We start from the raw sequence: 23,221 nt of genomic DNA, 5'->3' as shown, positions 1-23,221 counted from the left end.
GTAATTTTGTTTTCTTTTCAATGAGGATATAATATGGATTTCAAATTAGTTTCCGATTTTCAACCAACAGGCGACCAGCCGGAAGCAATAAAACAACTTGTTAAGGGACTTAATGATGGAGTACCGTTCCAGACTCTTCTTGGAGTAACAGGATCAGGTAAGACATTTACCATTGCCAATGTCATTGATCAGGTTAACCGCCCGGTTCTGGTGCTGAGCCATAATAAAACTCTTGCTGCTCAGCTTTATGGTGAATTCAAACAGTTCTTCCCTGAAAACCGTGTTGAGTACTTTGTTTCATATTATGATTATTACCAGCCTGAAGCATATCTTCCTGTTTCAGATACATATATTGAAAAAGACCTTTCAATAAACGAGGAAATCGAAAAACTGCGTCTAAGTGCCACATCATCATTGCTTTCAGGTCGAAGAGATGTGATAGTAGTCTCCTCAGTTTCATGTATCTATGGCATCGGAAATCCTGAGGATTTCCATTCTAATACTGTTCATATAAGGAAAGGTCAGAATATCGCACGCAATTTCTTCCTGAGAAAACTTGTTGATAGTCTCTATTCACGCAATGAGATGGAATTCAAACACGGGACATTCAGGGTAAGAGGTGATACTGTTGACATTTTTCCTGCATATGCCGACATCGCTGTAAGAGTGATATTTTTTGGAGACCAGATTGAAGAGATCAACACCTTCGACCCGATTGACAGTCACCGGCTTGATTTTCTTAATGAATATATAATCTACCCTGCAAATATTTTCGTCACTACCAGGGAGAGAATAAATCTCGCAGTAAGTGAAATTCAGGATGATATGATGCTTCAGACAGCTCATTTCAATGAGATTGGAAAGAAAGAGGAAGCAAAAAGACTTGAGCAAAGAGTGCTGTATGATCTTGAGATGATAAAGGAACTCGGATATTGCAGTGGTATTGAGAACTATTCGAGATATTTCGACGGCAGAAAACCCGGCACAAGACCATTCTGTCTGCTGGATTATTTCCCTGATAATTTTATTACTGTTATAGATGAAAGTCATGTCAGCCTGCCTCAGATAAGAGCTATGTTCGGAGGTGACCGGTCACGAAAGGAGACACTTGTTGAATATGGATTCAGATTGCCCGCTGCCCTTGATAACAGACCCATGCGGATAGAAGAATTCGAATCACTCACGGGACAAACAATTTTTGTCAGTGCCACACCTGCCGACTATGAACTGGAAAAGAGCGAAGGCGTTTTTGTCGACCAGGTTATCAGGCCAACAGGACTGCTTGATCCGCCCATTGAGATACGTCCGAGCCTCAACCAGATAGATGATCTGATGGGAGAGATCCGATCGCGCTCCGCAGCAGGAGAGAGGGTACTTGTTACAACAATAACTAAGAGAATGGCAGAGGAACTCTCTTCCTATCTTATCAGGTATAATATCAAGTGCAGTTATATCCACTCAGATATAGATACCCTGGACAGGATAGATATCATGGAGGCTCTCAGGAACGGGTCTATTGATGTTCTGGTAGGGGTCAATCTGCTCAGGGAGGGACTGGACCTTCCGGAAGTATCTCTTGTTGCGATTCTGGATGCGGATAAAGAAGGATTTCTGAGATCATCACGCTCTCTCACGCAAACAGCTGGACGAGCAGCACGTAACCTCAATGGCAAGGTTATAATGTATGCTGATAATGTTACCCGAAGCATGAAACAGACAATAGATGAGACTGAGAGAAGGAGGAGCAAACAGATGAAATACAATGAGGAGATGGGTATAACTCCTACACAGATTTTCAGGAAAGCAGGTTCTGCTCTCAGCGGATTGGGTAGGAAAGGCGCCGCCTCTAAAGCTTACATAGAACCTGACCGTCCGGATGTGGCAGCTGATCCTGTTATAAAATACATGAACAGTGAAGCTCTTGAAAAAGCTATTGAAAAGACGCGAAAAAGTATGGAAAAAGCTGCTTCAGAACTCGATTTTGTTGAAGCTGCCAGATACAGGGATGAGTTGGCGGATCTTCAGAAACTGTTAAGATCCAAATATTAATTTTCAACACGTGTAGCCGACCACTCACTTGTATTGCCGTTCCTCGTAACTGTACCTTCTATTTTATTTGCTGTTACTTTACCGGTATACTGATCTCCGTTAATTCTAAATTTGATTGTATCACCGGTAATCCTTCCTTCTGAAAGTGAAGAGGTTTTTTTATCATTTTTCAGGTCGCCGTAGAACATCTGAAATTCCTGACGGATAACAAGTTCTCCGGTACTTAGTTTCCATGTGCCTTCAATTTTAGCCGGAACGATCCACATTAATGCTGTATACCAGCTTGATGATTCATCATTTGTGGTTACTTCATAATCGGGCTCCCAGTCACCCATTGTAAAAGTATTGGAAACAACTCTAGTTCCGGGCTTGAGGTTGAGCAGCTTGGGCCTTAACCTGAGGTTTATATCAGGCAAAAGGAACATTGTTATTACTGTGGCTTTTGAAAGGTCGTACTCAAAAAGATCAGTCTGCAGGAAAGTGGCTTTATCTTTAACTCCAGCCTCCACGGCCTTCTTTATTGACAGAGCAACCATATCGGGATTGAATTCAATACCAATAGCTTTAGCTCCAAGCTTTGCTGCTGCAATTACTGTCCGGCCATCACCCGAACCAAGATCAATGACAATATCTTTTGAAGTAACCTCCGCTATTTCAAGCATTTTATTAACCAGCTCATCAGGAGTTGGTACCCAGATTACATCCTTACCTTCCTGTCCGATCTGAGGTTTGAATTCAGTAGTCTGATTACCTGATTGAGCAGCAGCCAACAGAAAAGCTGATGAGAGCAACCATAGCGTAAAGAACTTTCTGGTAAGAGTTGTCATTTTCATAGTAAGCCTCCTTTCACGGTTGTAACGGATTTGATTAGCAGGGATTAAATTTATGAAATTTATATTGTATTATTAATCAGATTATTCACATATTTTGCGATTGCAATGGATGAGGTTAATCCGGGTGATTCCATTCCGATGAGATTAATAAACCCGGGGTATCCTCTTTTACTTTCTTCTTCAATATAAAAATCGCGTTGATCCTCACCTGGTTTCTGTGTCTTTGGACGAATACCCGCCATTTCGGGAGCAATATCATCGAATTCGAGAAATGGAAGGAATTTCTTTGCCGATTTGAAAAATGCCTCTTGTTTTGAAGGCGTCAGTTTGTAATCGTATGTATTTAATTCAAGGTACTTTACATCAGGTCCAAGTTTAACTCCGCCACCCATATCAATTGTAATATGTATGCCAATACCTTCCATATTATGATGCGGAACAGGATAGACAAGTCTTTTAATTAACCTGTTTTTTGGAGGATTTATTCTGAAATACTCTCCTTTGCAGAAATGAATTTTGAGGTTGTTATCTTCAATTCCAACCATTTCGGAAATCTTGTCAGCTGTAAGTCCGGCAGAATTAATTACTATTCCTGAAGTGAAGGTGTAATCCTGCTTGTCTGCGTCAAGTAGCGAAATCTCAAATCCTCCATCGATCTTTTTTATTCCGGTCACTTCGCTGCCATATACTATCTGCCCTCCGTTATTGATTGTATTCGTTTCAAATTGTTTCATCAGCGAATGGGAATCAATTATACCGGTGGAAGGAGAGAAGAGTGCCTTGAGGGCGAAGATATTTGGTTCCAGCTCTGCTATCTGATGTTTGTCTAACACCTGCAAATCATTGACGCCGTTTCTGATAGCTGTTTGCCTGATACCTTCAATAACAGAGATCTCCTCATCTGAGGTGGCAACAATTAGTTTACCGCAATTATTGAAGGGCAGGTCATATCTCCTGCAGAAGTCATATAACAGGTTTTTCCCTTCTACACATAGTTTTGATTTCAAACTATCTTTCGTATAGTAGATTCCGGCGTGTATTACTTCACTGTTTCTTGAACTTGTTTCCTGTCCGAAAGTGGGGTGTTTCTCGATCAGAAAAAGATTTTTATGGGCTGCAGATAGTTTCTCAGCTATAGCCAGACCAATGACCCCAGCCCCGATTATAGTAATTTCAGCATCATTCATTTGTACCTTCAGGTATATGTTTTAACCTCTGTTGACCTGAGTAAAAATAAGTCAAAAACCCTTTGATATATTAAACTATGAATATTATATTTACATCTACTGACAGTTTTATCCTGGTTGGGAACCTCATTAATATTTTTAAATAGTCAGATTCATTTATGAAAAGAATTACCCTCCTTTTGGTTTTATTTTTATGTTCAATTCAGTTTGTCTCAGCTCAAAAAGTTGACAGCATCAACGTTGAACAGACCGGAGATTTTATTAAAATTCGCTATAAAATCCTCAATTCCAATTCCGATCAGCTTTTCAGGGTAAGGGTTTTGTGTGCTATAAATGGCGGATTAAATACTGAAATCAAAAGTGTTTCAGGCGATACCGGGGATAATGTGGTCGGAGGGAAAGAAGAGTATTTTGTGGTATGGGATGTTCTTAAGGATGTTGCAGAACTCAACTCGGCCGAATTTATAGTGAGAGCTGAGTTGGTTAAAGATCTTAATACCGTTAATAATCAAGGAAATAGGAATAATGCTCTTACTGAAAAGTGGTCTAAAAAATGGATTAATATTATGCTGGCAGCAGAGGCCCCTTCAGGACCCAAAGTGGGTTTCAGGGTAGGGATAATGGGTAGTTTCGGCATATCCGCTCAGTTTGTCAGGGGGAAAATAGCTGTGAATGATCCGGGAGGAAACCCGGTTTTTAGTTCTTATAATCCACCGAAAGAGAATGCGATGAGTCTTGACATTACTAAAAGAATTGTTAATCAAAACGGTTTTCAGATGCATCTGATGGCTGGAATACAGAAAACCCGTATTGCATTTATTTCTCCGGGGGCGTCGGTTAATCCTATTCAGCCACAGAAAGTATACGGACCGGAAATTGGATTGGTTTTTGGAGTTAAACATATCGCTTTCTCTTTCCTGGTAACTCATTTTGATCCAGGTCGGGTCGAGAAAATGGGTGACTGGGAAGCTGTTTCTCCTCTGAATTATTTTACCTCCACTATTGGAGTGCGCTTTTAGATAGTCCTTTACAATAATTAAAATATGAAAAGGGTTTTAATTATTTTATCATCGTTTTTATTCTTTTCCGGCTATCTGGCAGCTCAGAAAATTGACAGTATAAAGGTAGAGCAGTCAGGTGATTTCATTAAAATTCATTATAAAATACTCAATTCGAATCCAAATCAGGTTTTCAGAGTCTCCGCTCTTTGTTCAATTGACGGCGGTCTGAAATCGCAGATGAACAGCATTGTTGGTGATTTTGGAGAGAACATAATTGGAGGACGTTCAGATTATATGATCATTTGGGATGTTTTAAAAGATATTCCTGAACTTAAATCAGCTGAATTCTTTATTAAAGCTGAACTTGTTAAAGATCTGTCTGTAAAACCCGAAGAATTGAGAGGTAGTAACGGCTTATTCAAAGGAGCCAGATTAAGTATCTTGATTTCATCATCCTTCCCCGGACCACAAGCTGGGGTAAGAATAGGCTATATGGGGAGTTTTGGTTTTTCAGGACAATTGCTATATGGTAAAATGCCGATCATGGAGCAATACAAAAACACAAATACAGATAGAAAAAAGGAGACACCGGTTGTTGGACTTGATCTTACCAAGCGGATCATTAACACTAAAAATTTCCGGATGCATCTGATCGGAGGCATAAGAAACAATGATCTGATGGTTTATTTTGCAGGCCCTCCTTCACCGGTTTTATGGAATCAGGGAATGACCGGGCCTGAGGTTGGAATGATATTTGAAGTTAAAAAGGCAGTGGTAACGTTAATGTATTCTCACCTCGATCCGAAACAACTTGAGAAGAATGATGAGAAGGTTGTTATTGCAAGTCCGCATAGGTTTATTAATATGGGATTTGGAATAAAATTCTAGGTTTCCTTGAGATGATTTAAAAAAGATGTAAGTGCCGGAATTAACAAAATATGTATAAATGTTAAACCGTCGGTTTAATTAATTATTTACATTTATATAGATTTTGAGATTATTTTCGATCTATTAATTTTATTTATTAAGGTTATTGAATTGCATTTTTAATACATTAATCCTGCTTAGATGAGAAAATTTTTATTGGTATTATCAATTCTGTTAAGCACATTTTCAATTCTTAACAGCCAAAAAGTAGACAGTATTAGGGTCGAACAATCAGGCGATCTTATCAAGATCAATTACAAAATTCTAAACTCTACACCTGATCAGGTCTTCCGGATAACTGTTTTCTGTTCAATAAATGGTGGTTTGGAGTCAAGACTAAAAAGTCTTTCCGGAGATTTCGGAGAAAATGTCACAGGAGGAAGAGATAATTACCTGGTATTATGGGATGTATTAAAGGACGTTGATGAAGTAAAAACAGTTGATTTTTCAATAAAAGCTGAACTTTTAAAGGGCTCGCCTGATCTTGTTGGATCAGAAGCACAGAGAATAAGGAAAAAGCGGACATATCTGATGGCAGCCGGATTGGTCGGACCTCAAAATTTTCTTTTGGGATACAGAATTGGTTTTATGGGAAACTGGGGAATTTCTTATAGTGGTTTATTTGGGAACAGAAAATATAGCCAGAGTTCCGCAACCTATCAGGGTTTTGCTATAATGGCAGATCTTACAAAGCGACTTGTAAACACAAAAGATCTTCAGCTTCATCTATTGACAGGTTTTGTAGTTGCGAATAATGAAGTTAGTCAAACCGGAGTGTCAAAAAATCAATTCTTATATGGAATTGACCTGGGTCTGGTAGCTGGATTTAAACGGTTATCATTGTATTCTGGTTTTTCAAGTGCTCAAAGACCAACTGGTACTACTACATTACCAGTAGATGGCTTCTCATTTTTTAACTTTGGTGCAGGTATTAGATTTTAACTTTTATTCCTTAAAATAAGAATGTCATGAAAAAGATTGCCTTCATTGCTATATTTTTAAGTCTTTTCAGTAATGCCTTTAGTCAAGTTTCCGAAAGCAAATCAGGTATAAAAACACTTAATATCTCAAGGACCGGAACCGAACAGAAGAAATTTACTGATCAGAGCCGGGCTCAGGCCGATGTTGTACCGCCGGTAATTAAACTTGAATCTCCAGTTCTGGCATCAGATTCGCTAACCAAATCAGCAACCAGAACCTTGATTGTTAAAGGCAAGGTTGAGGATACAGGAGGAATATTTGCTGTGATGATAAACGGGATTGAAGCAAAAGTTGCCGCCGATGGTCAGTTCCTGGCAGAAATACCACAGGCTTTTGGAAAAAACACTATAAAAGTTGTGGCAACTGATGTGGCTCTTAACAGCTCCAAAATTCAATTCTACTCGGAGAGACAAACTCAAACCATTACAGAACCTGTAGCTGAGCCTGTTGCTGCGGTGCCTGCCAAACCTGTGAATAAGTATTCTATCAATATTACCTCTCCGGCAAAGGATAATTATACAACCGGAAGTGATAAGTTCACTTTACAGGCTTGTGTAAAAGCCACCGCTCCAATTAAGAAAGTAATGATTTCGCGAAACGGTACCTTTGTTAACGGATTCCTGCCTAACAGCATTGTTTCAAAGGGAGAATGTGCTTTCCAGGTTGATGAACCTCTTTCCCTTAAGCTGGGTTTAAATGATCTTAAAATTGAGGTATTTACAGTCGATGATACAATTAGCAGTACAGTTACAGTGGAATATAGTTTTTATGCCGCCCGTAATTTTGCCCTACTAATAGGCAATCAGAGTTATGATGATCCTAATATTAATGAACTTGATGAACCTGTCAAGGATGTAACCGAGTTATATAACACTCTTACAAAAGACTATAACTTTGATCCTCAGAACGTTATTCTTCTTAAGAATGAAACAAAAGCAGCCATAATTGGTAAATTGCATGAACTAAGATCACTAGTTACTCCAAATGATAACCTTCTGATATTCTATGCCGGTCATGGTTACTGGGATGAAGGAATGGGTGTAGGATACTGGTTGCCAAAAGATGCTTCAAAAAATAATCCGGTCAACTGGATCCCCAATACTGATCTTACCAATTACCTTGGTGCTATAAAAACAAAACATACCCTTCTTATTGCCGATGCCTGTTTCAGCGGTGGGATCTTTAAGACCAGAGCAGCATTTTCTGCAACATATGCTATTGAGATGCTCTATCAGCTAAATAGCCGCAAGGCTATTACAAGTGGTTATTTAAAAGAAGTTCCTGATAAGAGTGTTTTCTTTCAGTATCTGATTAAAAACCTTAAAGAGAATCCAAATGATTATCTTCCTGCAGAAGAGTTATTTGCCAAGATGAGAATGGCCGTTATGAGTAATAGTGAGACAGTTCCTCAGTTTGGAACTATTCAGAATGTAGGTGATGAGGGCGGTGATTTTATCTTTATCAAACGAAAAGCAGGGAACTAGATAGATTATGAAAAAAAAGGTAATTTATCTTGTCCTGCCTGTTCTCTTCTTATTTTTGATCTGCTGTTCAGAAAATATAAATATCGACCGTTATGCCCTGGTTACCAGGCATAATATTGAAAATTCGGTAATTGACAGTCTCAGTTCACTCTCTGTAGGCAATGGTGAATTTGCATTTACGGTTGATATAACCGGTTTACAAACCTTTCCTGAATCATATGCAAAGGGTATTCCTCTCGGCACCATGTCTAACTGGGGCTGGCATACAGGAGAGAATCCCGAAAATTTCCAATTGGAAGATGTATATAAGAGTTATGACGTTCACGGAAGACAAGTTGATTATGTTAATCAGTTCAAAGCCAGTGAGGATGAACAGAAAGCAGCAGCTTCCGAATGGCTGAGAGCTAATCCTCACAGGATCCAGCTTGGCCTCATAGGCCTTCATATAGTTAAGGAGGATGGAGCTGAAATTACAATTAATGATATTATAAACCCGATGCAGAGATTAAACCTCTGGAAAGGTGAAATAGAAAGCAGATTTGAGATAGAGGGTGAACCTGTTCATCTGATTACTGTTTGCCATCCGGATTATGATATGGTTTCAGTCAGGATCGTCTCGGGACTTATTACAAAAGGCCGGCTGAAAATAAAACTGAACTTCCCGGCAGCTAACCCGGCCTGGAGCGGTTATAATTTCTTATCACCTGAGAAACATAAAACTAAGCTGGTAACAGACTCGAATAATATTTCGGTTTTCAGAAGAAGTCAGGACAGAGATAGTTATAATGTTCTGTTTAACAGAAGCAGCGGCAACTTAATAGAGGGTCCTGAACATATTTATTTTATTGAGCCGCAGGCGACTGATTCTGTTTTTACGTTCTCATGCCATTTTTTTACTGAACCCGGAACAGGATATGTCAGATCCTTTGAAGAAGTACAAACAGAAAGCAATAAAAGCTGGAATGATTTCTGGATGTCGGGAGGTGCGGTTGATTTCTCAGAATGCACCGATCCAAGGGCAATGGAACTTGAAAGGAGGGTAATACTTTCTCAATACCTTACCAGAATCCAGTGCAGCGGTAAGTTGACACCTGCTGAAACCGGACTAACCTATAACAGCTGGTATGGGAAATTTCACCTTGAAATGCACTGGTGGCATGGAGTTCATTTTGCTATGTGGAACCGCGCGGATATTCTTGAGAAACAGATGCAATATTATTTTGATATCTATGATAAAGCAAAGTCAACAGCTGAACATCAGGGTTATAAGGGCGTAAGATGGCCTAAAATGGTTGGCCCTGACGGGAGGGAGAGTCCAAGTAATGTTGGCACTTACCTGATCTGGCAGCAGCCACATCCGATTTTCTATTCGGAACTGCTCTATGAAAATGCCGCTGACAAAAATGAGATTCTCCAAAAATACAATAAACTTGTTTTTGAAACAGCTGAATTTATGGCCTCATATGCCTGGTTTGACAGCACCGCTAACAGATATGTTCTGGGTCCGGTTTTGATTCCTGCCCAGGAGAGTCTTAAACTTGAGACAACCGTTAACCCGGCATTTGAACTTGTTTACTGGTACTGGGGATTGAAAACAGCTCAAAAATGGAGAGCCAGGCTGGGACTTGAACCAGTTCCTTTATGGAATGACATAACTGAAAAGATCTCAGGTCTGGCAGTTCAGGATGGTCTGTACCTTTGTTCGGAAGATACAAAGGATTCATATGAAAATCCGAGATATATGAGCGACCACCCCATAGTATCAGGAATCTCGGGAGTACTTCCCGAAACAAGGATGGTAAATAAAGATATTCTTGGAAATTCTCTCGATACAATTTTGCGAAAGTGGAACTGGAAATCAACATGGGGTTGGGATTTCCCGATGCTTGCCATGTCGGCCGCCTCAATCGGAAGAGGAGAACAGGCTATTGATTTCCTTATGATGGAAGCGCCTAAAAACAGGTATCTTTTAAACGGCCATAATTATCAGGATGCCAGACTGTCAATATATTTGCCCGGAAATGGCGGTCTGCTCACTGCAGTTGCTTCAATGTGTGTAAATGATCAGTTTCCTCATAATAAAAAGTGGAATGTTCAGTGGGAAAAACTGAATTCTTATGTTAAATAAATAACAGTAAAATCTAATTTCAGATAATATGAAAAAATCAATAATCCTGTTTTTACTGGTAGTCATCTTCTTTCCGGCTAATGCCCAGACAACAGCAGATGGTTCAATGCCTCAGTTCTTGTTTCAGGAGTTTACAATGGGAAGTGTAAGAATGAAGAACGGTCAGGTACAGAATAGCATACTTAACTATAATATCGTAACTGAAAAAATGGTATACGAGAATGGTAAGGACCTGTATGATATAACAAATGCAGAACTGATTGATACTGTATATGTTCAAAAGAGCAAGTTTGTTCCTTCCGGAAAGGTTTTCTTCGAAGTTTTGCTTGAAGCTCCCGTTTCACTCTTTGTACAGCATACAGGATCGGTAGCACCTCCCGGAGCGCCTGCCGGATATGGTGGTACATCTCAGGTCTCCAGCACTAAACAGCTTAGTGGAGTGGAACTGTCAACCGGTTATTATAATCTTAAGCTTCCCAAAGATTTTAAGGTTCAAATCAATCCTGTCTATTGGATCAGAGCAGGTAAAGAATATTCCAGTTTCATTAACGAAAGACAGTTTCTAAAGCTTTTCCCGGATAAGGAGGAAGAGTTAAAAAAATATATAAAAGACAGCAAGATTAAGTTTTCACGTCAGTCTGATATTGTGAAACTTACATGGTATTACAACGAAATTATCAAATAGCAGGATCGTCTGATTCTGCATTACTGACAATTTAATATATTTAGCTATTCTGATTTTTTGTATTTAGAGCATAGTATTCTCAGGATAATTATTAATTTTATGCTATTGGATATAAATATTCCCGGATAAGGTAATAATTTATGAGTATGAAACGATCTCTAACATTTGTCTGTTTAATTATACTGGTCTTCCAGTTAAATGCACAGCAAGGTAAATCTACTAATAATCAGGTTGATCCGGGCTATTTTGTTACCAGAAGCCGGGAGGAGGTTATAAGTAAACTTGTTGACCTGCAGTTGGGAATAAAGAGTGATGATCCGGTTAATGTTATTTTTCAGAAGATTCAGACTTTTCTTGTAGCATTTCAGCCCGAGGCTGAGTTCAGTGATGACATTTATGCCAAAGCTGCCAACATTCAGGCATTAAAGAGTTGTATGCAGGGTGGTTATGGTATAGGATCCGTACTAATTAATCAGGATGGAAAGATTATTGCTGCTGCACATAATAGCCAGATACAGAAACACAGATCAGATCTTCATGCTGAGATGACATTACTTACAAATTTCGAAGAAAGCAGACTGGCAAAGCAGTATGTTAATATCTATATTTACAGACCCGGATTGGTTGTATTCAGTTCCGCAGAACCATGTCCTATGTGTTATATAAGGATAAATACTGCAGGGGCTGACACTAAGTATTGCACCCCGGGACCGGATGACGGAATGGTAAGCCGGACAGATTTTCTCCCTCCGGCATGGAAAGAGATGGCTCTTAAACGTAAAGTAAGCCTTGGCGATTGTTCTCCGATAATGCAGAAGTTATCTCACCTTTTATTCTACTCATACCTGCTGGATAACAGAGGACCGCATTAATATGAAATTTTCAAAGCTTATTCAGATTTGGCTGATTTTAGCTGGATTTGTTAACCCGGTCTGCTTATATGCACAGCCCGATTCATCAAATGTGCTTTCACAATTTCTTTTTAAGGATTTTTCAAAGGGAATTGTTCAGTTCAAAAATGGGACTGTTACAAGTTCCCAGATGAATTATAATACAATTTCCGGAAAAATGGTTTTTGAGAAATCCGGAAAGTATCTCGATCTGATTAATACTGAAACCATTGATACAGTGTATCTTCAGAACAGGAAGTTTGTGCCGTTTGAAGAATTGTTCCTTGAAGTTGTAACAGGATCTCCAATTCGTTTCTTTATCCAGCACAAGGGCGATCTTATGTCTCCGGGTAAACAGGCAGCATACGGTGGTACTTCCCAGACTACATCATCAACCTCATACTCAACAGTCTTCACCGATAGCAAAGCATATAATATTAACCTGCCTGAGGGATACAGAGTTGACAAATCAACAGTTAACTGGGTTTTTGTGTACGGTAAAATGGAGAAGTTTCTGAATGAAAAACAGTTTCTCAGGATATTCAAAAGCAGAGAGGCTGAGTTGAAAAAGTATATCAGAGAAAATAGAATTAATTTCAAAAACAGAAGCGACCTGTTAAAATTGTTATATTTTTGCAACGAAATTTGAATAAATGAAATTAAAAAGAGGAATTTAATTGACAAATGTCGTTAAATCTTCAGTATAGGTATATTATGATGAAAAAGTATTCTCTCGATAAAAGTAAGATTAAGGTTCTTTTGCTTGAAGGGGTTCATGAAAACGCACCGGATTACTTCAGGGAAAATGGTTACAGTGATATTGAATGCATTAAAGAAGCACTGACAGATGATGAACTGGAATTGAAACTTCAGCAGACTCATATTATCGGGATCAGGAGCCGTACTGAGCTTCATAGGGATATATTGAAGAAGGCTCCTAAATTAATTGCCATCGGATGTTTCAGCATTGGTACTAATCAGGTTGATGTAATGGCTGCCAAGAAGCTGGGAATTCCGGTGTTCAATGCTCCGTTTTCTAATACCAGATCTGTTGCTGAACTTGTTATAGCTGAGTGCATTATGCTGATGAGAGGTATCCCCGAGAAAAATGCAATGGCACATAATAAAATATGGATGAAGTCTGCCAGGGACTCAGTTGAAGTCAGAGGAAAGACACTCGGTATAATTGGCTATGGCCATATTGGTTCCCAGGTTTCAATCCTTGCCGAGAGCATGGGAATGGATATTGTCTATTATGATATTGAAAAGAAACTGAGTCTTGGAAATGCAAAGCCAATGCCTAATCTGAATGAGCTGCTCAGGATCTCAGATACTGTTACTATTCACGTACCATCAACAGACTTATCGAGGAATATGATCTCCTCCAACCAGGTTGCCATCATGAAGAAAGGAGCCTGTCTCATTAATGCCTCCAGAGGCGATATTGTAGACTATAAGGCTGTTGCGGAGGGACTGAGGAAAAAGCACCTGGCAGGGGTTGCAGCTGATGTCTTCCCTGTGGAACCCACCTCCAATGAAGAGCCATTTGAAACTGAACTTCAGGAGTTTCATAACGTAATTCTTACTCCGCATATCGGGGGAAGCACTCTTGAAGCACAGGCAAATATTGCGCTTGAAGTAGCGGAAAAGCTTGTCAAATTCAGTGATACAGGTTCTACAATAGGAGCTGTTAATTTTGTGGAGATCTCTTTACAGGCCAATGCTTCAAAGCAGCGCTTCCTGCATATACATCACAATGTGCCTGGCGTACTTCGTGAGATTAATAACTGTTTTACTTCAAAGGGTATAAATATATCAGCCGAATACCTTCAGACCGATCCTGAAATCGGTTACGTAATTATTGAAACAGAAAGCGAACTTGACAGCTCTGTCCTTAAGGACCTTAAGAATATCCCGCATACCATCCGTGCGAGGATGGTATATTAGCAAATAAAAAGCCCGTCTTTAACAGGATTTCTCCATATTCAGACGGACTCTGTCGGGGTGATCTGACTCGAACAGACGACCCCTTGCACCCCATGCAAGTGCGCTAGCCAACTGCGCCACACCCCGAGATTTTTAAAACCAATGCAAAAATAATCAACAAATCGGATAATACAAATTGATTTGGCTGGTCTGTGATTTAAGTTATGCAACATGATCTCTTTTTTGTATTTTTGCCTTCTGAATTAATAGCAATCTGTAAATATGGAAATATTTAAACCTTTGGATCTTCAGAGTGATAGTCAGAAGAACTCAATAACCGGTAATAGCGAAAAGGTAAGATGTTTGATAATTGGCTCCGGACCAGCAGGTTATACTGCTGCGATCTATGCTGCCAGGGCAAATCTGAAACCTGTGCTTTATACCGGACTTCAAATGGGCGGACAGCTTACAACTACCACCGAGGTTGATAATTTCCCCGGTTATCCAAATGGTGTAACCGGACCGGAAATGATGGAAGACCTTAAGAAACAGGCTGAAAGATTCGGGACTGAGGTGCGCTTTGGTATAGCTACCGCTGTTGATTTCTCAGGAAAAACACATAAAGTCACAATTGATGATAATAAACTAATCGAGGCCGATTCTGTCATAATATCTACAGGGGCTACAGCAAAATACCTCGGACTTGAAGCTGAATCTAAATATGCCGGAATGGGTGTCTCTGCCTGCGCTACCTGCGATGGCTTCTTTTACAAGGGAAAAGATGTTGCTGTTGTTGGTGGGGGAGATACCGCTGCAGAGGAGGCTACTTATCTGGCAGGATTATGCAGGAAAGTATACCTTATAGTTCGACGCGATGTTCTTCGTGCCTCAAAAGCAATGCAGGACAGGGTTGCTAATACTAAGAATGTGGAGATTTTATGGGAACATCAGACTATTGACCTTTTTGGAGAAAATGGGGTGGAAGGTGCAACTCTTGTAAAGAAGAAGGGGACTCCTGCTGAAGAGATTGTAAAAATCAAAATTGATGGATTCTTCCTTGCTATAGGTCACACTCCAAACTCTGAGATCTTTAAAAAGTACCTTGAGACTGATGCGGTTGGTTATATAAAGACAATCCCTGGCACCTCAAAGACTAATGTTGCCGGTGTGTTTGCTGCCGGTGACGTTCAGGATCCTCATTACCGTCAGGCTGTAACTGCAGCAGGTTCGGGTTGCATGGCCGCTATTGACGCTGAACGCTATTTATCTGAACTGAAATAATTCTTCTCTGTGCCTCTCTGTGTCTCCTCTGTGTAACTCTGTGACAGTTCTTAGATTTTTTGTTACACAGAGAAAGACAGGAGGATACACAGAGGTACACAGAGAAAACCAGTTAAACTGTTTCAAATATGAAAACATTTAAGAAAACCTTCAAGATAAATGCTGAGCCTTCAGATGTTTATGCGGCATTGACAAATCCTTATACAATTGAGCTTTGGACCGGATATCCTGCTCAGATGAGCACAGAACCAGGAAGTGAGTTCTCGCTCTGGGAGGGAGATATAACAGGTAAAAACCTTGAATTTGTTGAAGACAGAAAAGTTGTACAGGAGTGGTATTTTGGAGAACAGTCAGAAAAATCACTCGTTACCATCACAATAACACCCGACAGGGAGAATTCACAGGTCACAGTTGAACATTCAAATATTCCTGATGAAGAGTTTGCTGATATAGCAGAAGGCTGGAAGGAATATTATATCGGGGCAATAACGACTTTTTTCAATCCTAATTTTTAAGGTAATTTTCTGAAATACCTTCAGCTTGATCCTGATCAAGTAATGACAGTATATCTTCAGTACATGCCTGAATGAGAGTACCAATACCTTTGAAACACAGAGTGTTTGAAAATGTTTGTATTTTTTTATTCCATTCAGGGATCCATGAAAGAATATGTTGTCTTATAAACCTCTGAATCTCTTTTTTCATTTCAGTACGGCATGCCTCATCATCCAGTACGATGTATTTATCTACCATCAGTGTAAGAAACAGAAGTTCGACACCAAGATGATCATCGCTTATCTTTCCCCTGAACTTTGATTCCCATCCATATGATTTGTAAAATTCTGATACACTGGGATATACTTTGTCTTCGGCTGTTAATTTTTTTCCTGTAAAACGCGACTCATATGCCGGAGCAAGGGTAAATTCTTCCCTCGCAAAAAGCCTGATATAATCATCCCGCAGCATTTTGCCGCATAATTTTTTGTCTACGCAAGATTCCCTGAGCTGAGCTGCTGCTTTGATGAAATTGGGATTCATACTAGTTACAGGCAGATTTTTCAATACGCCTTTTGTCCAGAAATCTGTAACGCACTCTTCTGAAGGTTCATACATTATCATGCTACCTGCAAAATAGAGGAGCATGTTGTAACCTTTTAATATACTATGCTGCTGGCTCTTGCTATCCATCGCAATTGTACTGCTTTTCAAAATTCTCAATTATTCGACTTGAATTAAATTTCAGGTACTGGTTATTATTTTGATAGATAACCATTAAAACAGGAGATTTGTTCGAAGTGAGTAAAAAAAAAGCCGGATCATCAGGATCCGGCTTTTATATAAGAATTGTAACTGCCTATCTTGGGAACTCAGCAATTTTATCAGGATAGATATTATTATCCACCTTCCCTTTAATTTCTTTGAATGCTTTTACTGTATATTCCACATCCGCCATTGTATGAGCAGCAGTAGGAATAAGACGCAGCATCACGACGTCTCTCGGAACAACAGGGTAAATAACCACTGAGCAGAAGATACCATAATTTTCCCTGAGATCATAAATCATCTGAGTTGCCTGAGGAACTCCGCTTTTCATAAATACAGGTGTCACAGGCGATTCTGTTTTTCCAAGGTTAAGACCTGCCTCACGTAATCCTTTCTGCAGGGCATGAACTATTGTCCAGAGTTTTTCTTTCTGTTCAGGATGAGCCTGAATGAACTCCAGTCTCTTTATTGCCCCGAGGGTCATGGCCATCGGAAGGGATTTTGCATATATCTGAGAACGAAGGTTATATCTCAGATAGTTAATTACGTCTTTAGTACTGGAGACAAATCCGCCTATTCCTGCCATTGATTTTGCGAATGTGGCAAAATAGACATCTATTTCAGACTGTACTCCAAAGTGCTTGCCAGTACCGCTGCCGTCGGATCCCATTGTTCCAAATCCATGGGCATCATCGACAAGAAAACGAAACTGATATTTCTTCTTGAGATCTGCAATTTTATCGAGTTTCCCCAGGTCACCTGCCATCCCGAATACACCTTCGGTAATTACCAGGATGCCGCCACCTGTCTCTTCAACAAGCTTTGAAGCCCGTTGAAGTTGTTTCTCACAGCTTTCAATATCATTATGCGGGAAAACGAACCTTTTGCCCATATGAAGTCTCAAGCCGTCCATTATGCAGGCATGTGACTCGGAGTCATAAACGATAACATCATGTCTGTCAACAAGCGCATCAATTATAGATACCATTCCCTGATATCCGAAATTCAAAAGATATGCGTCCTCCTTGCCTGTAAATCTGGCAGCCATCTCCTCAAATTTCTCATGATTGGTGCTGTGTCCCGACATCATTCTGGCACCCATCGGGTATGCCAGTCCGTACTGTGCGGTCACTTCAGCATCATATTTCCTGATTTCAGGATGATTAGCAAGTCCGAGGTAATTATTAAGGCTCCAGGCCAGAACCTCTTTCCCTTTGAACTTCATGCGTGGTGCAATTTCACCTTCCAGCTTCGGGAAAGCAAAATACCCGTGTCCAATATCCTGATACTGCCCTAATGCACCTCTGTTCTTCTTAATCTTTTCAAATATATCCATGATTATAACCCTTTTGAGAAATTTTTCCCAAAATTAGACATAAACGTGGATACCATAATACCTATTTATACCTAATTTCTAAAAATTGTCGTGCAGTCGTGCAGTCTTGCGGTCTTGCGGTCTCTGTGTCTTCTTACTCCGGTCTACGGTCTTCCGTCTTTCAGCTATAATAAAACCATTATTCTTCCGTTTTTATCTCTGAAATGAAATTTTTTCTGTAATTTTGCGCAACAATTTTTTTTATGAGGTTCAGAATATATATTGTCCTGATAGTTTTAGTGCTAGTAAGCTCATGCGGTGAGTATGAGAAACTTCTCAAGAGTACCGACTTTGATCTTAAGAAAGCTAAAGCCAAGGAGTACTACGATGCAAGCCAGTATGTAAAAGCAACTGAACTGTTGAGTCAGATACTCCCCAGGTACAGAGCAAGCTCTGAAGCCGAAGAGCTCAACTGGATGAATGCCCAGAGTTATTTTGGTATGAAAGACTACTATATGGCGGGCAGTTATTTCAAATCATTTGTTGATCAGTTTCCTTTCGGGGTACATGCAGAAGAGGCCAATTTTATGGCAGCAAAATGCGATATGCTGATTTCCCTGCGTCCGGAACTGGATCAGGATAATACAAGGAATGCAATTGAAGGATTTAAAATATTTATGACAAGGTTTCCGAACAGCGTTAAAGTAGAAGAGAGCAAAGTACTTCTTAAGGAACTTGAAGAGAAGCTTGTTGAAAAATCATATCTGAGTGCCAGGCTTTATTACGACAGGAGAGAATATAAAGCTTCAGTTGTAGCACTCAACAACAGTCTCAAGGAGTATGCCAATACCAAGTACAGGGAAGAAATGATGTACCTTAAACTTAACTCTTTGTTCATGTATGCAGAGAGGAGTCAGGCTATAAAGCAGAAGGAGAGATATCAGGCAGCACTTGACGACTATTATTCATTTATGGAAGAATTTCCTAAAAGCCTCTATGCTAAAGAAGTAAACAATATCTTTCAGAAGACAAATAAGTTTCTGAAAGCAGGAATTGCAGACAGCGGAGTAAATAATCAATAATTATATGGATTACAGAAAATCAGCAGCACCAGTAACAACAGTTACAAGAAACCTCGACCTGATGACTCAAGGTACAGGTAACATTTATGAGACAGTAATAGTTGTTTCGAGAAGATCAAATCAGATTTCGGTTGAGATGAAACAGGAGCTTAACAAAAAGCTTGAAGAGTTCGCTTCTTATACCGATAACCTTGAAGAGGTATTTGAAAACCGTGAGCAGATTGAGATTTCGAAATTCTATGAGAGACTTCCAAAACCTACACTTATCGCTCTTCAGGAGCTTGAGGACGGTAAAATATTCTACAGAAACACCGATACTGCTGCCAAACAGAAGTAATTTTAGTATAAAATGCTGAAAGGCAAGCATATACTTATAGGAGTGACCGGGGGTATTGCAGCTTATAAAACTGCAACTATCATCCGGTTGCTTGTTAAAGACGGAGCTGAAGTGAAAGTCATCATGACTGAACATGCGAAAGAGTTTATTACCCCTCTTACACTCGCCACTTTAGCCAAAAATCCTGTCCTTACCGAATTTTATAATCCGTCAAACGGGGACTGGAACAGTCATGTTGACCTGGGACTTTGGGCTGACTTATTCCTTATAGCACCGGCAACTGCAAATTCAATTGCAAAAATGGCTAACGGAGTAGCTGATAATCTGTTGCTTACAACATATCTTTCAGCCCGTTGTCCTGTGTTTGTTGCCGCTTCAATGGATATGGATATGCTTAAGCATCCGGCAACAACAATCAATATCGAAACGCTGAAAGCATTCGGAAACATTATACTGGAACCATCAAGCGGTGAGCTTGCCAGCGGACTTACAGGCAAAGGCAGAATGGCTGAACCGGAAGAAATTGTAAAGGAAATATCAAACTTCTTTACAAAAAAAAAAACAAATAAGCCGCTCAAAGGAAAAAAGGTCCTGATAAATGCCGGACCCACACGGGAACCAATCGATCCCGTTCGTTTCATAAGTAATTTTTCAACAGGTAAAATGGGCATTGCTCTGGCAGATGCTGCTGCAGAATTCGGAGCTGAGGTTACTCTCGTCCTTGGTCCTGTTTCAATTGCCCCTTCAGATAATAATGTTTCAGTAATAAATGTTACCACAGCTGAATCGATGGCATCTGAATGCATTAAGAAATTTCCTGATTGCGATATTGCAATATTATCGGCTGCAGTTGCTGATTTTACTCCTGAAAAGGTTAAAGGTGCTAAAATCAAGAAGGATGGTAATGAACTGATATTGAAGTTAAAACCGACCATAGATATAGCAGCATCACTCGGTAGAATTAAAAAAGAATCACAGTTGTTGGCCGGCTTTGCACTTGAGACAAATAATGAACTTGATAATGCAAAGGAAAAGCTTGTAAGGAAAAACCTTGACATTATTGTTTTGAATTCACTCAGGGAGAGCGGAGCTGGTTTCGGACACGACACAAACAAGATCACAATAATTGACCGTAACAATAATATTGATAAATTTGAGTTGAAATCAAAGGAGGAGACCGCTAAGGATATCCTCAATAAAATTGTTTCAATGCTTCAATAATTTATCTGAATGACATTATTGCGACTTCCTAAATATTATATCACTGTATTTCTGATACTTATATCAGGAATTACTTATGCACAGGAGCTAAATTGCAATGTGCAGATCTCTGCACAGCGGATTCAGGGATCTAACCGTCAGGTTTTTGAGACGATGCAGCGTGATATCTATGAGTTCATGAACAGCACTGTATGGACAAATCATGTTTACAGTTATGCTGAAAGGATCGACTGTAACATACTTATTAACCTAAATGATCAGCTTTCTGCTGACGAGTTCAGGGGAACAATTCAGATTCAGCTTCGCAGGCCTGTTTTCAATACAACATATAATTCCACGATGCTCAATTTTATCGACAACAGCTTTCAGTTCAGATATGTGGAATTTCAGCCGCTTGAATTTGATCCGGGTACTCACCGGTCGAATCTTGTCTCTGTACTCGCCTATTATGCCTATATAATTCTTGGTGTCGATTATGACTCCTTCTCTTCACTCGGAGGATCCGAATTTTACCAGATAGCTGAAAAAATTGTATCAAATGCTCAAAATGCTCCTGAACAGGGCTGGAAACCTTATGATGCTTCAAGAAACCGTAACAGATACTGGCTGGTAAAAAATTTGCTCGACAAAGAATATGAGGGGGTCAGGAAGTTTATCTATGAATATAATATTAACGGTCTCGATAAAATGGAATCGAGAATTACTGAAGCACGAACAAGCATGGTTGAGAGCCTTAGGATGCTGCAGGAAGTTTACAGAAGGAAACCTGATCCGTTCATGTATGCGCTTCAGGTTATCCTCGAAGCAAAATCTGATGAGCTTGTCAATATTTATTCAGAAGCATTTCCTGAAGAAAAAAGCCGTGTTATGCAGATACTTACAGAGATTGATCCCGGCAATAAAACAAAGTATGAAAAGATCAATGCCACCAATATCCCATAATATAAGGTTATGTTAGCGAAACTGTTTGTCCAGAACTATGCACTTATCAGAGAACTCGATGTTGAGCTTGAAAACGGACTGACTATCATCACCGGTGAGACAGGTGCCGGTAAGTCAATATTGCTGGGCGCTCTTTCACTCGTACTTGGTACCAGGGCCGATTCAACTGTGCTGCTTGATAAGAATGAAAAGTGTATTGTGGAAGGGACATTCAGAATTGACGAATATGAGCTGAATGGTTTCTTTTCTGATAATGAACTTGATTACGAGCCTGTTACCACGCTTCGCAGGGAGATTAATCCGGCCGGAAAATCAAGGGCCTTCATTAATGATACACCTGTTACAATAAACCTTCTTAAAGATCTTGGCGACAGGCTGATCGATATCCATTCACAGCATCAGACACTTATGCTGAATGATAACTCATTTCAGCTGAATGTAATAGATTCATTTGCAGGAACATCTAAGCTTAAACATGATTACAGGACAGCCTATGCTGATTATCTTAAACTAAAGAAAGAGTATAATTCAGCAAAGGAAGCAGCCGATAAAAACAGAGCTGATATAGAATATTACCAGTTCCAGCTTAAGCAGCTTGATGAAGCCAAACTTCAGCAGGGAGAGCAGGAAGAACTTGAGACAGAACAGGAGCTTCTGGCACACGCCGAAGAAATAAAACTGGCATTGACAACATCAACAGATCTCTTCTCGGGCGATGGGCATGCAATACTTTCTATGCTTAGGGAAGTTAAAGCAAACCTTAACAAAATAAGAGCTTTCCTTCCTGATGGCGAATCACTTCTCTCAAGAACAGAATCATCATTGATAGAACTTGATGACCTTGCTCTTGAAATAGATAAGCTGGCCTCTTCCATAGAAGCTGATCCTCAGCGGCTTTTATTTGTCAATGACCGTCTTGATACCATCTATTCATTAATTCAGAAGCACCGGGTTAATAACCTTAATGACCTCATTATTAAGAAAACTGAGATTGAGGGAATCGTTAACTCTATTTTATCAGTTGATGAACGTCTTGCCGGATTGGAAAAACTGGTTTCTGATAAAGTCAAATTGCTTGCTTCTGTTTCCTCTGAGATGTCAGAGAAAAGACTTGGTGTAATCCCTGACGTGGAAGTTAAAATTACAGATCTTCTTAAGCAGCTTGGAATGCCGAATGCAAGATTCAGAATTTCTCTTACACAATCAGCAAATTTTGGACCCGGAGGGATTGATCAGGCAGACTTTCTTTTCTCTGCCAATAAGCAAATTGCACCTGAGAATCTGGCAAAAATTGCTTCGGGAGGAGAATTGTCGAGGGTTATGTTAAGCCTTAAATCGCTTCTTACCCGGAATAATAATCTTCCTACAATTATTTTTGATGAGATCGATTCAGGTGTCTCCGGGGAGGTTGCTGATAAAGTTGGTCAGATACTCTCATCTATGGGAAAATACATGCAGGTTGTTAATATTACACATCTTCCCCAGGTAGCATCAAGAGGGACAAAACACTATCATGTTTATAAAGATGATACCGAAGACTCAACATTTACCAGGGTTAAGTTGTTATCCCCTGATGAACGGATTCTGGAAGTAGCCAGATTATTAAGCGGCAGTGAGGTTACTGAGACGGCAATGAAGAATGCCCGGGAACTTCTTGATGCTGCAATTAATTAAATATTAATACATTAC

21 protein-coding genes and 1 tRNA gene are annotated in these 23,221 nt (G+C 39.8%); 17 read left to right on the top strand and 5 right to left on the bottom strand.

The window, feature by feature from the left end; genetic code table 11:
• Positions 1-33 precede the first annotated feature (33 nt).
• A complete protein-coding gene (gene uvrB / locus IPJ16_14125) occupies positions 34-2,049 on the top strand; it encodes an excinuclease ABC subunit UvrB (GenBank protein MBK7628309.1) in 2,016 nt (671 codons plus the stop codon).
• Here uvrB and IPJ16_14120 read toward each other — a convergent pair.
• Both IPJ16_14120 and IPJ16_14115 read right to left on the bottom strand, forming a co-directional pair.
• Positions 2,046-2,882: a class I SAM-dependent methyltransferase gene (locus IPJ16_14120; GenBank protein MBK7628308.1), complete on the bottom strand. Its 837-nt coding sequence runs from the start codon at positions 2,880-2,882 to the stop codon at positions 2,046-2,048. The two genes, uvrB and IPJ16_14120, sit on opposite strands and share 4 nt — an antisense overlap.
• A gap of 59 nt (positions 2,883-2,941) precedes the next feature.
• On the bottom strand, positions 2,942-4,069 hold the full coding sequence (locus tag IPJ16_14115; GenBank protein ID MBK7628307.1) for an NAD(P)/FAD-dependent oxidoreductase: 1,128 nt from the start codon (positions 4,067-4,069) through the stop codon (positions 2,942-2,944).
• Between the two features lie 158 nt (positions 4,070-4,227).
• Between IPJ16_14115 and IPJ16_14110 the strand changes: the two genes are divergently transcribed.
• The 9 genes from IPJ16_14110 (at position 4,228) to serA (ending at position 14,112) form a co-directional block, all read left to right on the top strand.
• Complete coding sequence (locus IPJ16_14110; GenBank protein MBK7628306.1) at positions 4,228-5,088, top strand: hypothetical protein; 861 nt, start codon at positions 4,228-4,230, stop codon at positions 5,086-5,088.
• 24 nt (positions 5,089-5,112) lie between these two features.
• Complete coding sequence (locus IPJ16_14105; protein ID MBK7628305.1) at positions 5,113-5,958, top strand: hypothetical protein; 846 nt, start codon at positions 5,113-5,115, stop codon at positions 5,956-5,958.
• Positions 5,959-6,138: 180 nt separating this feature from the next.
• Positions 6,139-6,939: a hypothetical protein gene (locus IPJ16_14100; protein MBK7628304.1), complete on the top strand. Its 801-nt coding sequence runs from the start codon at positions 6,139-6,141 to the stop codon at positions 6,937-6,939.
• A gap of 26 nt (positions 6,940-6,965) precedes the next feature.
• Positions 6,966-8,462, top strand: a complete 1,497-nt coding sequence (locus IPJ16_14095) for a caspase family protein (protein MBK7628303.1) — start codon at positions 6,966-6,968, stop codon at positions 8,460-8,462.
• 7 nt (positions 8,463-8,469) lie between these two features.
• Entirely contained in the window at positions 8,470-10,590 is a 2,121-nt protein-coding gene (locus IPJ16_14090; GenBank protein MBK7628302.1) for a hypothetical protein, read from the top strand.
• A gap of 28 nt (positions 10,591-10,618) precedes the next feature.
• Positions 10,619-11,275 (top strand): hypothetical protein, encoded by a 657-nt coding sequence (locus IPJ16_14085; GenBank protein MBK7628301.1) that lies wholly within the window; start codon positions 10,619-10,621, stop codon positions 11,273-11,275.
• Between the two features lie 146 nt (positions 11,276-11,421).
• Positions 11,422-12,147 carry a nucleoside deaminase gene (locus IPJ16_14080; GenBank protein MBK7628300.1) on the top strand — a complete coding sequence of 242 codons (726 nt, stop codon included), beginning with the start codon at positions 11,422-11,424 and terminating at the stop codon, positions 12,145-12,147.
• A 1-nt stretch (position 12,148) separates the two neighbouring features.
• Positions 12,149-12,814: a hypothetical protein gene (locus IPJ16_14075; GenBank protein ID MBK7628299.1), complete on the top strand. Its 666-nt coding sequence runs from the start codon at positions 12,149-12,151 to the stop codon at positions 12,812-12,814.
• A gap of 68 nt (positions 12,815-12,882) precedes the next feature.
• Positions 12,883-14,112 carry a phosphoglycerate dehydrogenase gene (serA, locus tag IPJ16_14070; GenBank protein ID MBK7628298.1) on the top strand — a complete coding sequence of 410 codons (1,230 nt, stop codon included), beginning with the start codon at positions 12,883-12,885 and terminating at the stop codon, positions 14,110-14,112.
• 52 nt (positions 14,113-14,164) lie between these two features.
• On the opposite strand, the gene IPJ16_14065 is transcribed toward serA, so the two are convergent.
• A tRNA-Pro gene (locus IPJ16_14065) sits at positions 14,165-14,238 on the bottom strand.
• A 135-nt stretch (positions 14,239-14,373) separates the two neighbouring features.
• On the opposite strand from IPJ16_14065, the gene trxB reads away from it, so the two are divergent.
• On the top strand, positions 14,374-15,372 hold the full coding sequence (gene trxB, locus IPJ16_14060; GenBank protein MBK7628297.1) for a thioredoxin-disulfide reductase: 999 nt from the start codon (positions 14,374-14,376) through the stop codon (positions 15,370-15,372).
• 128 nt (positions 15,373-15,500) lie between these two features.
• The gene (locus IPJ16_14055; protein ID MBK7628296.1) at positions 15,501-15,887 is read left to right on the top strand and encodes an SRPBCC domain-containing protein; all 387 of its coding nucleotides are present in this window, start codon (positions 15,501-15,503) and stop codon (positions 15,885-15,887) included.
• Here the strand turns inward: IPJ16_14055 and IPJ16_14050 are convergent.
• Complete coding sequence (locus tag IPJ16_14050; GenBank protein ID MBK7628295.1) at positions 15,877-16,581, bottom strand: molecular chaperone TorD family protein; 705 nt, start codon at positions 16,579-16,581, stop codon at positions 15,877-15,879. The genes IPJ16_14055 and IPJ16_14050 overlap by 11 nt on opposite strands.
• A gap of 145 nt (positions 16,582-16,726) precedes the next feature.
• On the bottom strand, positions 16,727-17,971 hold the full coding sequence (locus tag IPJ16_14045) for an aminotransferase class I/II-fold pyridoxal phosphate-dependent enzyme (protein ID MBK7628294.1): 1,245 nt from the start codon (positions 17,969-17,971) through the stop codon (positions 16,727-16,729).
• A gap of 242 nt (positions 17,972-18,213) precedes the next feature.
• On the opposite strand from IPJ16_14045, the gene bamD reads away from it, so the two are divergent.
• From bamD to recN, 5 genes are read left to right on the top strand one after another with little or no spacing between them, the layout of a single operon-like run.
• Positions 18,214-19,032 (top strand): outer membrane protein assembly factor BamD, encoded by an 819-nt coding sequence (gene bamD, locus IPJ16_14040; protein ID MBK7628293.1) that lies wholly within the window; start codon positions 18,214-18,216, stop codon positions 19,030-19,032.
• Between the two features lie 4 nt (positions 19,033-19,036).
• On the top strand, positions 19,037-19,369 hold the full coding sequence (locus IPJ16_14035; protein MBK7628292.1) for a DNA-directed RNA polymerase subunit omega: 333 nt from the start codon (positions 19,037-19,039) through the stop codon (positions 19,367-19,369).
• 12 nt (positions 19,370-19,381) lie between these two features.
• Positions 19,382-20,590, top strand: coding sequence for a bifunctional phosphopantothenoylcysteine decarboxylase/phosphopantothenate--cysteine ligase CoaBC (gene coaBC / locus IPJ16_14030; protein ID MBK7628291.1), 1,209 nt, complete (start codon positions 19,382-19,384; stop codon positions 20,588-20,590).
• A 9-nt stretch (positions 20,591-20,599) separates the two neighbouring features.
• On the top strand, positions 20,600-21,532 hold the full coding sequence (locus IPJ16_14025) for a DUF4835 family protein (protein ID MBK7628290.1): 933 nt from the start codon (positions 20,600-20,602) through the stop codon (positions 21,530-21,532).
• Between the two features lie 9 nt (positions 21,533-21,541).
• Complete coding sequence (recN, locus tag IPJ16_14020) at positions 21,542-23,206, top strand: DNA repair protein RecN (protein MBK7628289.1); 1,665 nt, start codon at positions 21,542-21,544, stop codon at positions 23,204-23,206.
• The last annotated feature ends 15 nt before the right edge of the window (positions 23,207-23,221 follow it).

It is taken from the genome of Bacteroidales bacterium, from assembly GCA_016709865.1.
Classification (GTDB): Bacteria; Bacteroidota; Bacteroidia; order Bacteroidales; family VadinHA17; genus LD21.
Note: the sequence above shows the minus strand (reverse complement) of the source record. Positions and strands in the feature narration are given on the sequence as shown.

Coding starts and splice junctions, on each gene's coding strand:
- uvrB (MBK7628309.1), top strand. CDS start 34: ATGGATTTCAAATTAGTTTCCGATTTTCAACCAACAGGCGACCAGCCG.
- IPJ16_14120 (MBK7628308.1), bottom strand. CDS start 2,882: ATGAAAATGACAACTCTTACCAGAAAGTTCTTTACGCTATGGTTGCTC.
- IPJ16_14115 (MBK7628307.1), bottom strand. CDS start 4,069: ATGAATGATGCTGAAATTACTATAATCGGGGCTGGGGTCATTGGTCTG.
- IPJ16_14110 (MBK7628306.1), top strand. CDS start 4,228: ATGAAAAGAATTACCCTCCTTTTGGTTTTATTTTTATGTTCAATTCAG.
- IPJ16_14105 (MBK7628305.1), top strand. CDS start 5,113: ATGAAAAGGGTTTTAATTATTTTATCATCGTTTTTATTCTTTTCCGGC.
- IPJ16_14100 (MBK7628304.1), top strand. CDS start 6,139: ATGAGAAAATTTTTATTGGTATTATCAATTCTGTTAAGCACATTTTCA.
- IPJ16_14095 (MBK7628303.1), top strand. CDS start 6,966: ATGAAAAAGATTGCCTTCATTGCTATATTTTTAAGTCTTTTCAGTAAT.
- IPJ16_14090 (MBK7628302.1), top strand. CDS start 8,470: ATGAAAAAAAAGGTAATTTATCTTGTCCTGCCTGTTCTCTTCTTATTT.
- IPJ16_14085 (MBK7628301.1), top strand. CDS start 10,619: ATGAAAAAATCAATAATCCTGTTTTTACTGGTAGTCATCTTCTTTCCG.
- IPJ16_14080 (MBK7628300.1), top strand. CDS start 11,422: ATGAAACGATCTCTAACATTTGTCTGTTTAATTATACTGGTCTTCCAG.
- IPJ16_14075 (MBK7628299.1), top strand. CDS start 12,149: ATGAAATTTTCAAAGCTTATTCAGATTTGGCTGATTTTAGCTGGATTT.
- serA (MBK7628298.1), top strand. CDS start 12,883: ATGAAAAAGTATTCTCTCGATAAAAGTAAGATTAAGGTTCTTTTGCTT.
- trxB (MBK7628297.1), top strand. CDS start 14,374: ATGGAAATATTTAAACCTTTGGATCTTCAGAGTGATAGTCAGAAGAAC.
- IPJ16_14055 (MBK7628296.1), top strand. CDS start 15,501: ATGAAAACATTTAAGAAAACCTTCAAGATAAATGCTGAGCCTTCAGAT.
- IPJ16_14045 (MBK7628294.1), bottom strand. CDS start 17,971: ATGGATATATTTGAAAAGATTAAGAAGAACAGAGGTGCATTAGGGCAG.
- bamD (MBK7628293.1), top strand. CDS start 18,214: ATGAGGTTCAGAATATATATTGTCCTGATAGTTTTAGTGCTAGTAAGC.
- IPJ16_14035 (MBK7628292.1), top strand. CDS start 19,037: ATGGATTACAGAAAATCAGCAGCACCAGTAACAACAGTTACAAGAAAC.
- coaBC (MBK7628291.1), top strand. CDS start 19,382: ATGCTGAAAGGCAAGCATATACTTATAGGAGTGACCGGGGGTATTGCA.
- IPJ16_14025 (MBK7628290.1), top strand. CDS start 20,600: ATGACATTATTGCGACTTCCTAAATATTATATCACTGTATTTCTGATA.
- recN (MBK7628289.1), top strand. CDS start 21,542: ATGTTAGCGAAACTGTTTGTCCAGAACTATGCACTTATCAGAGAACTC.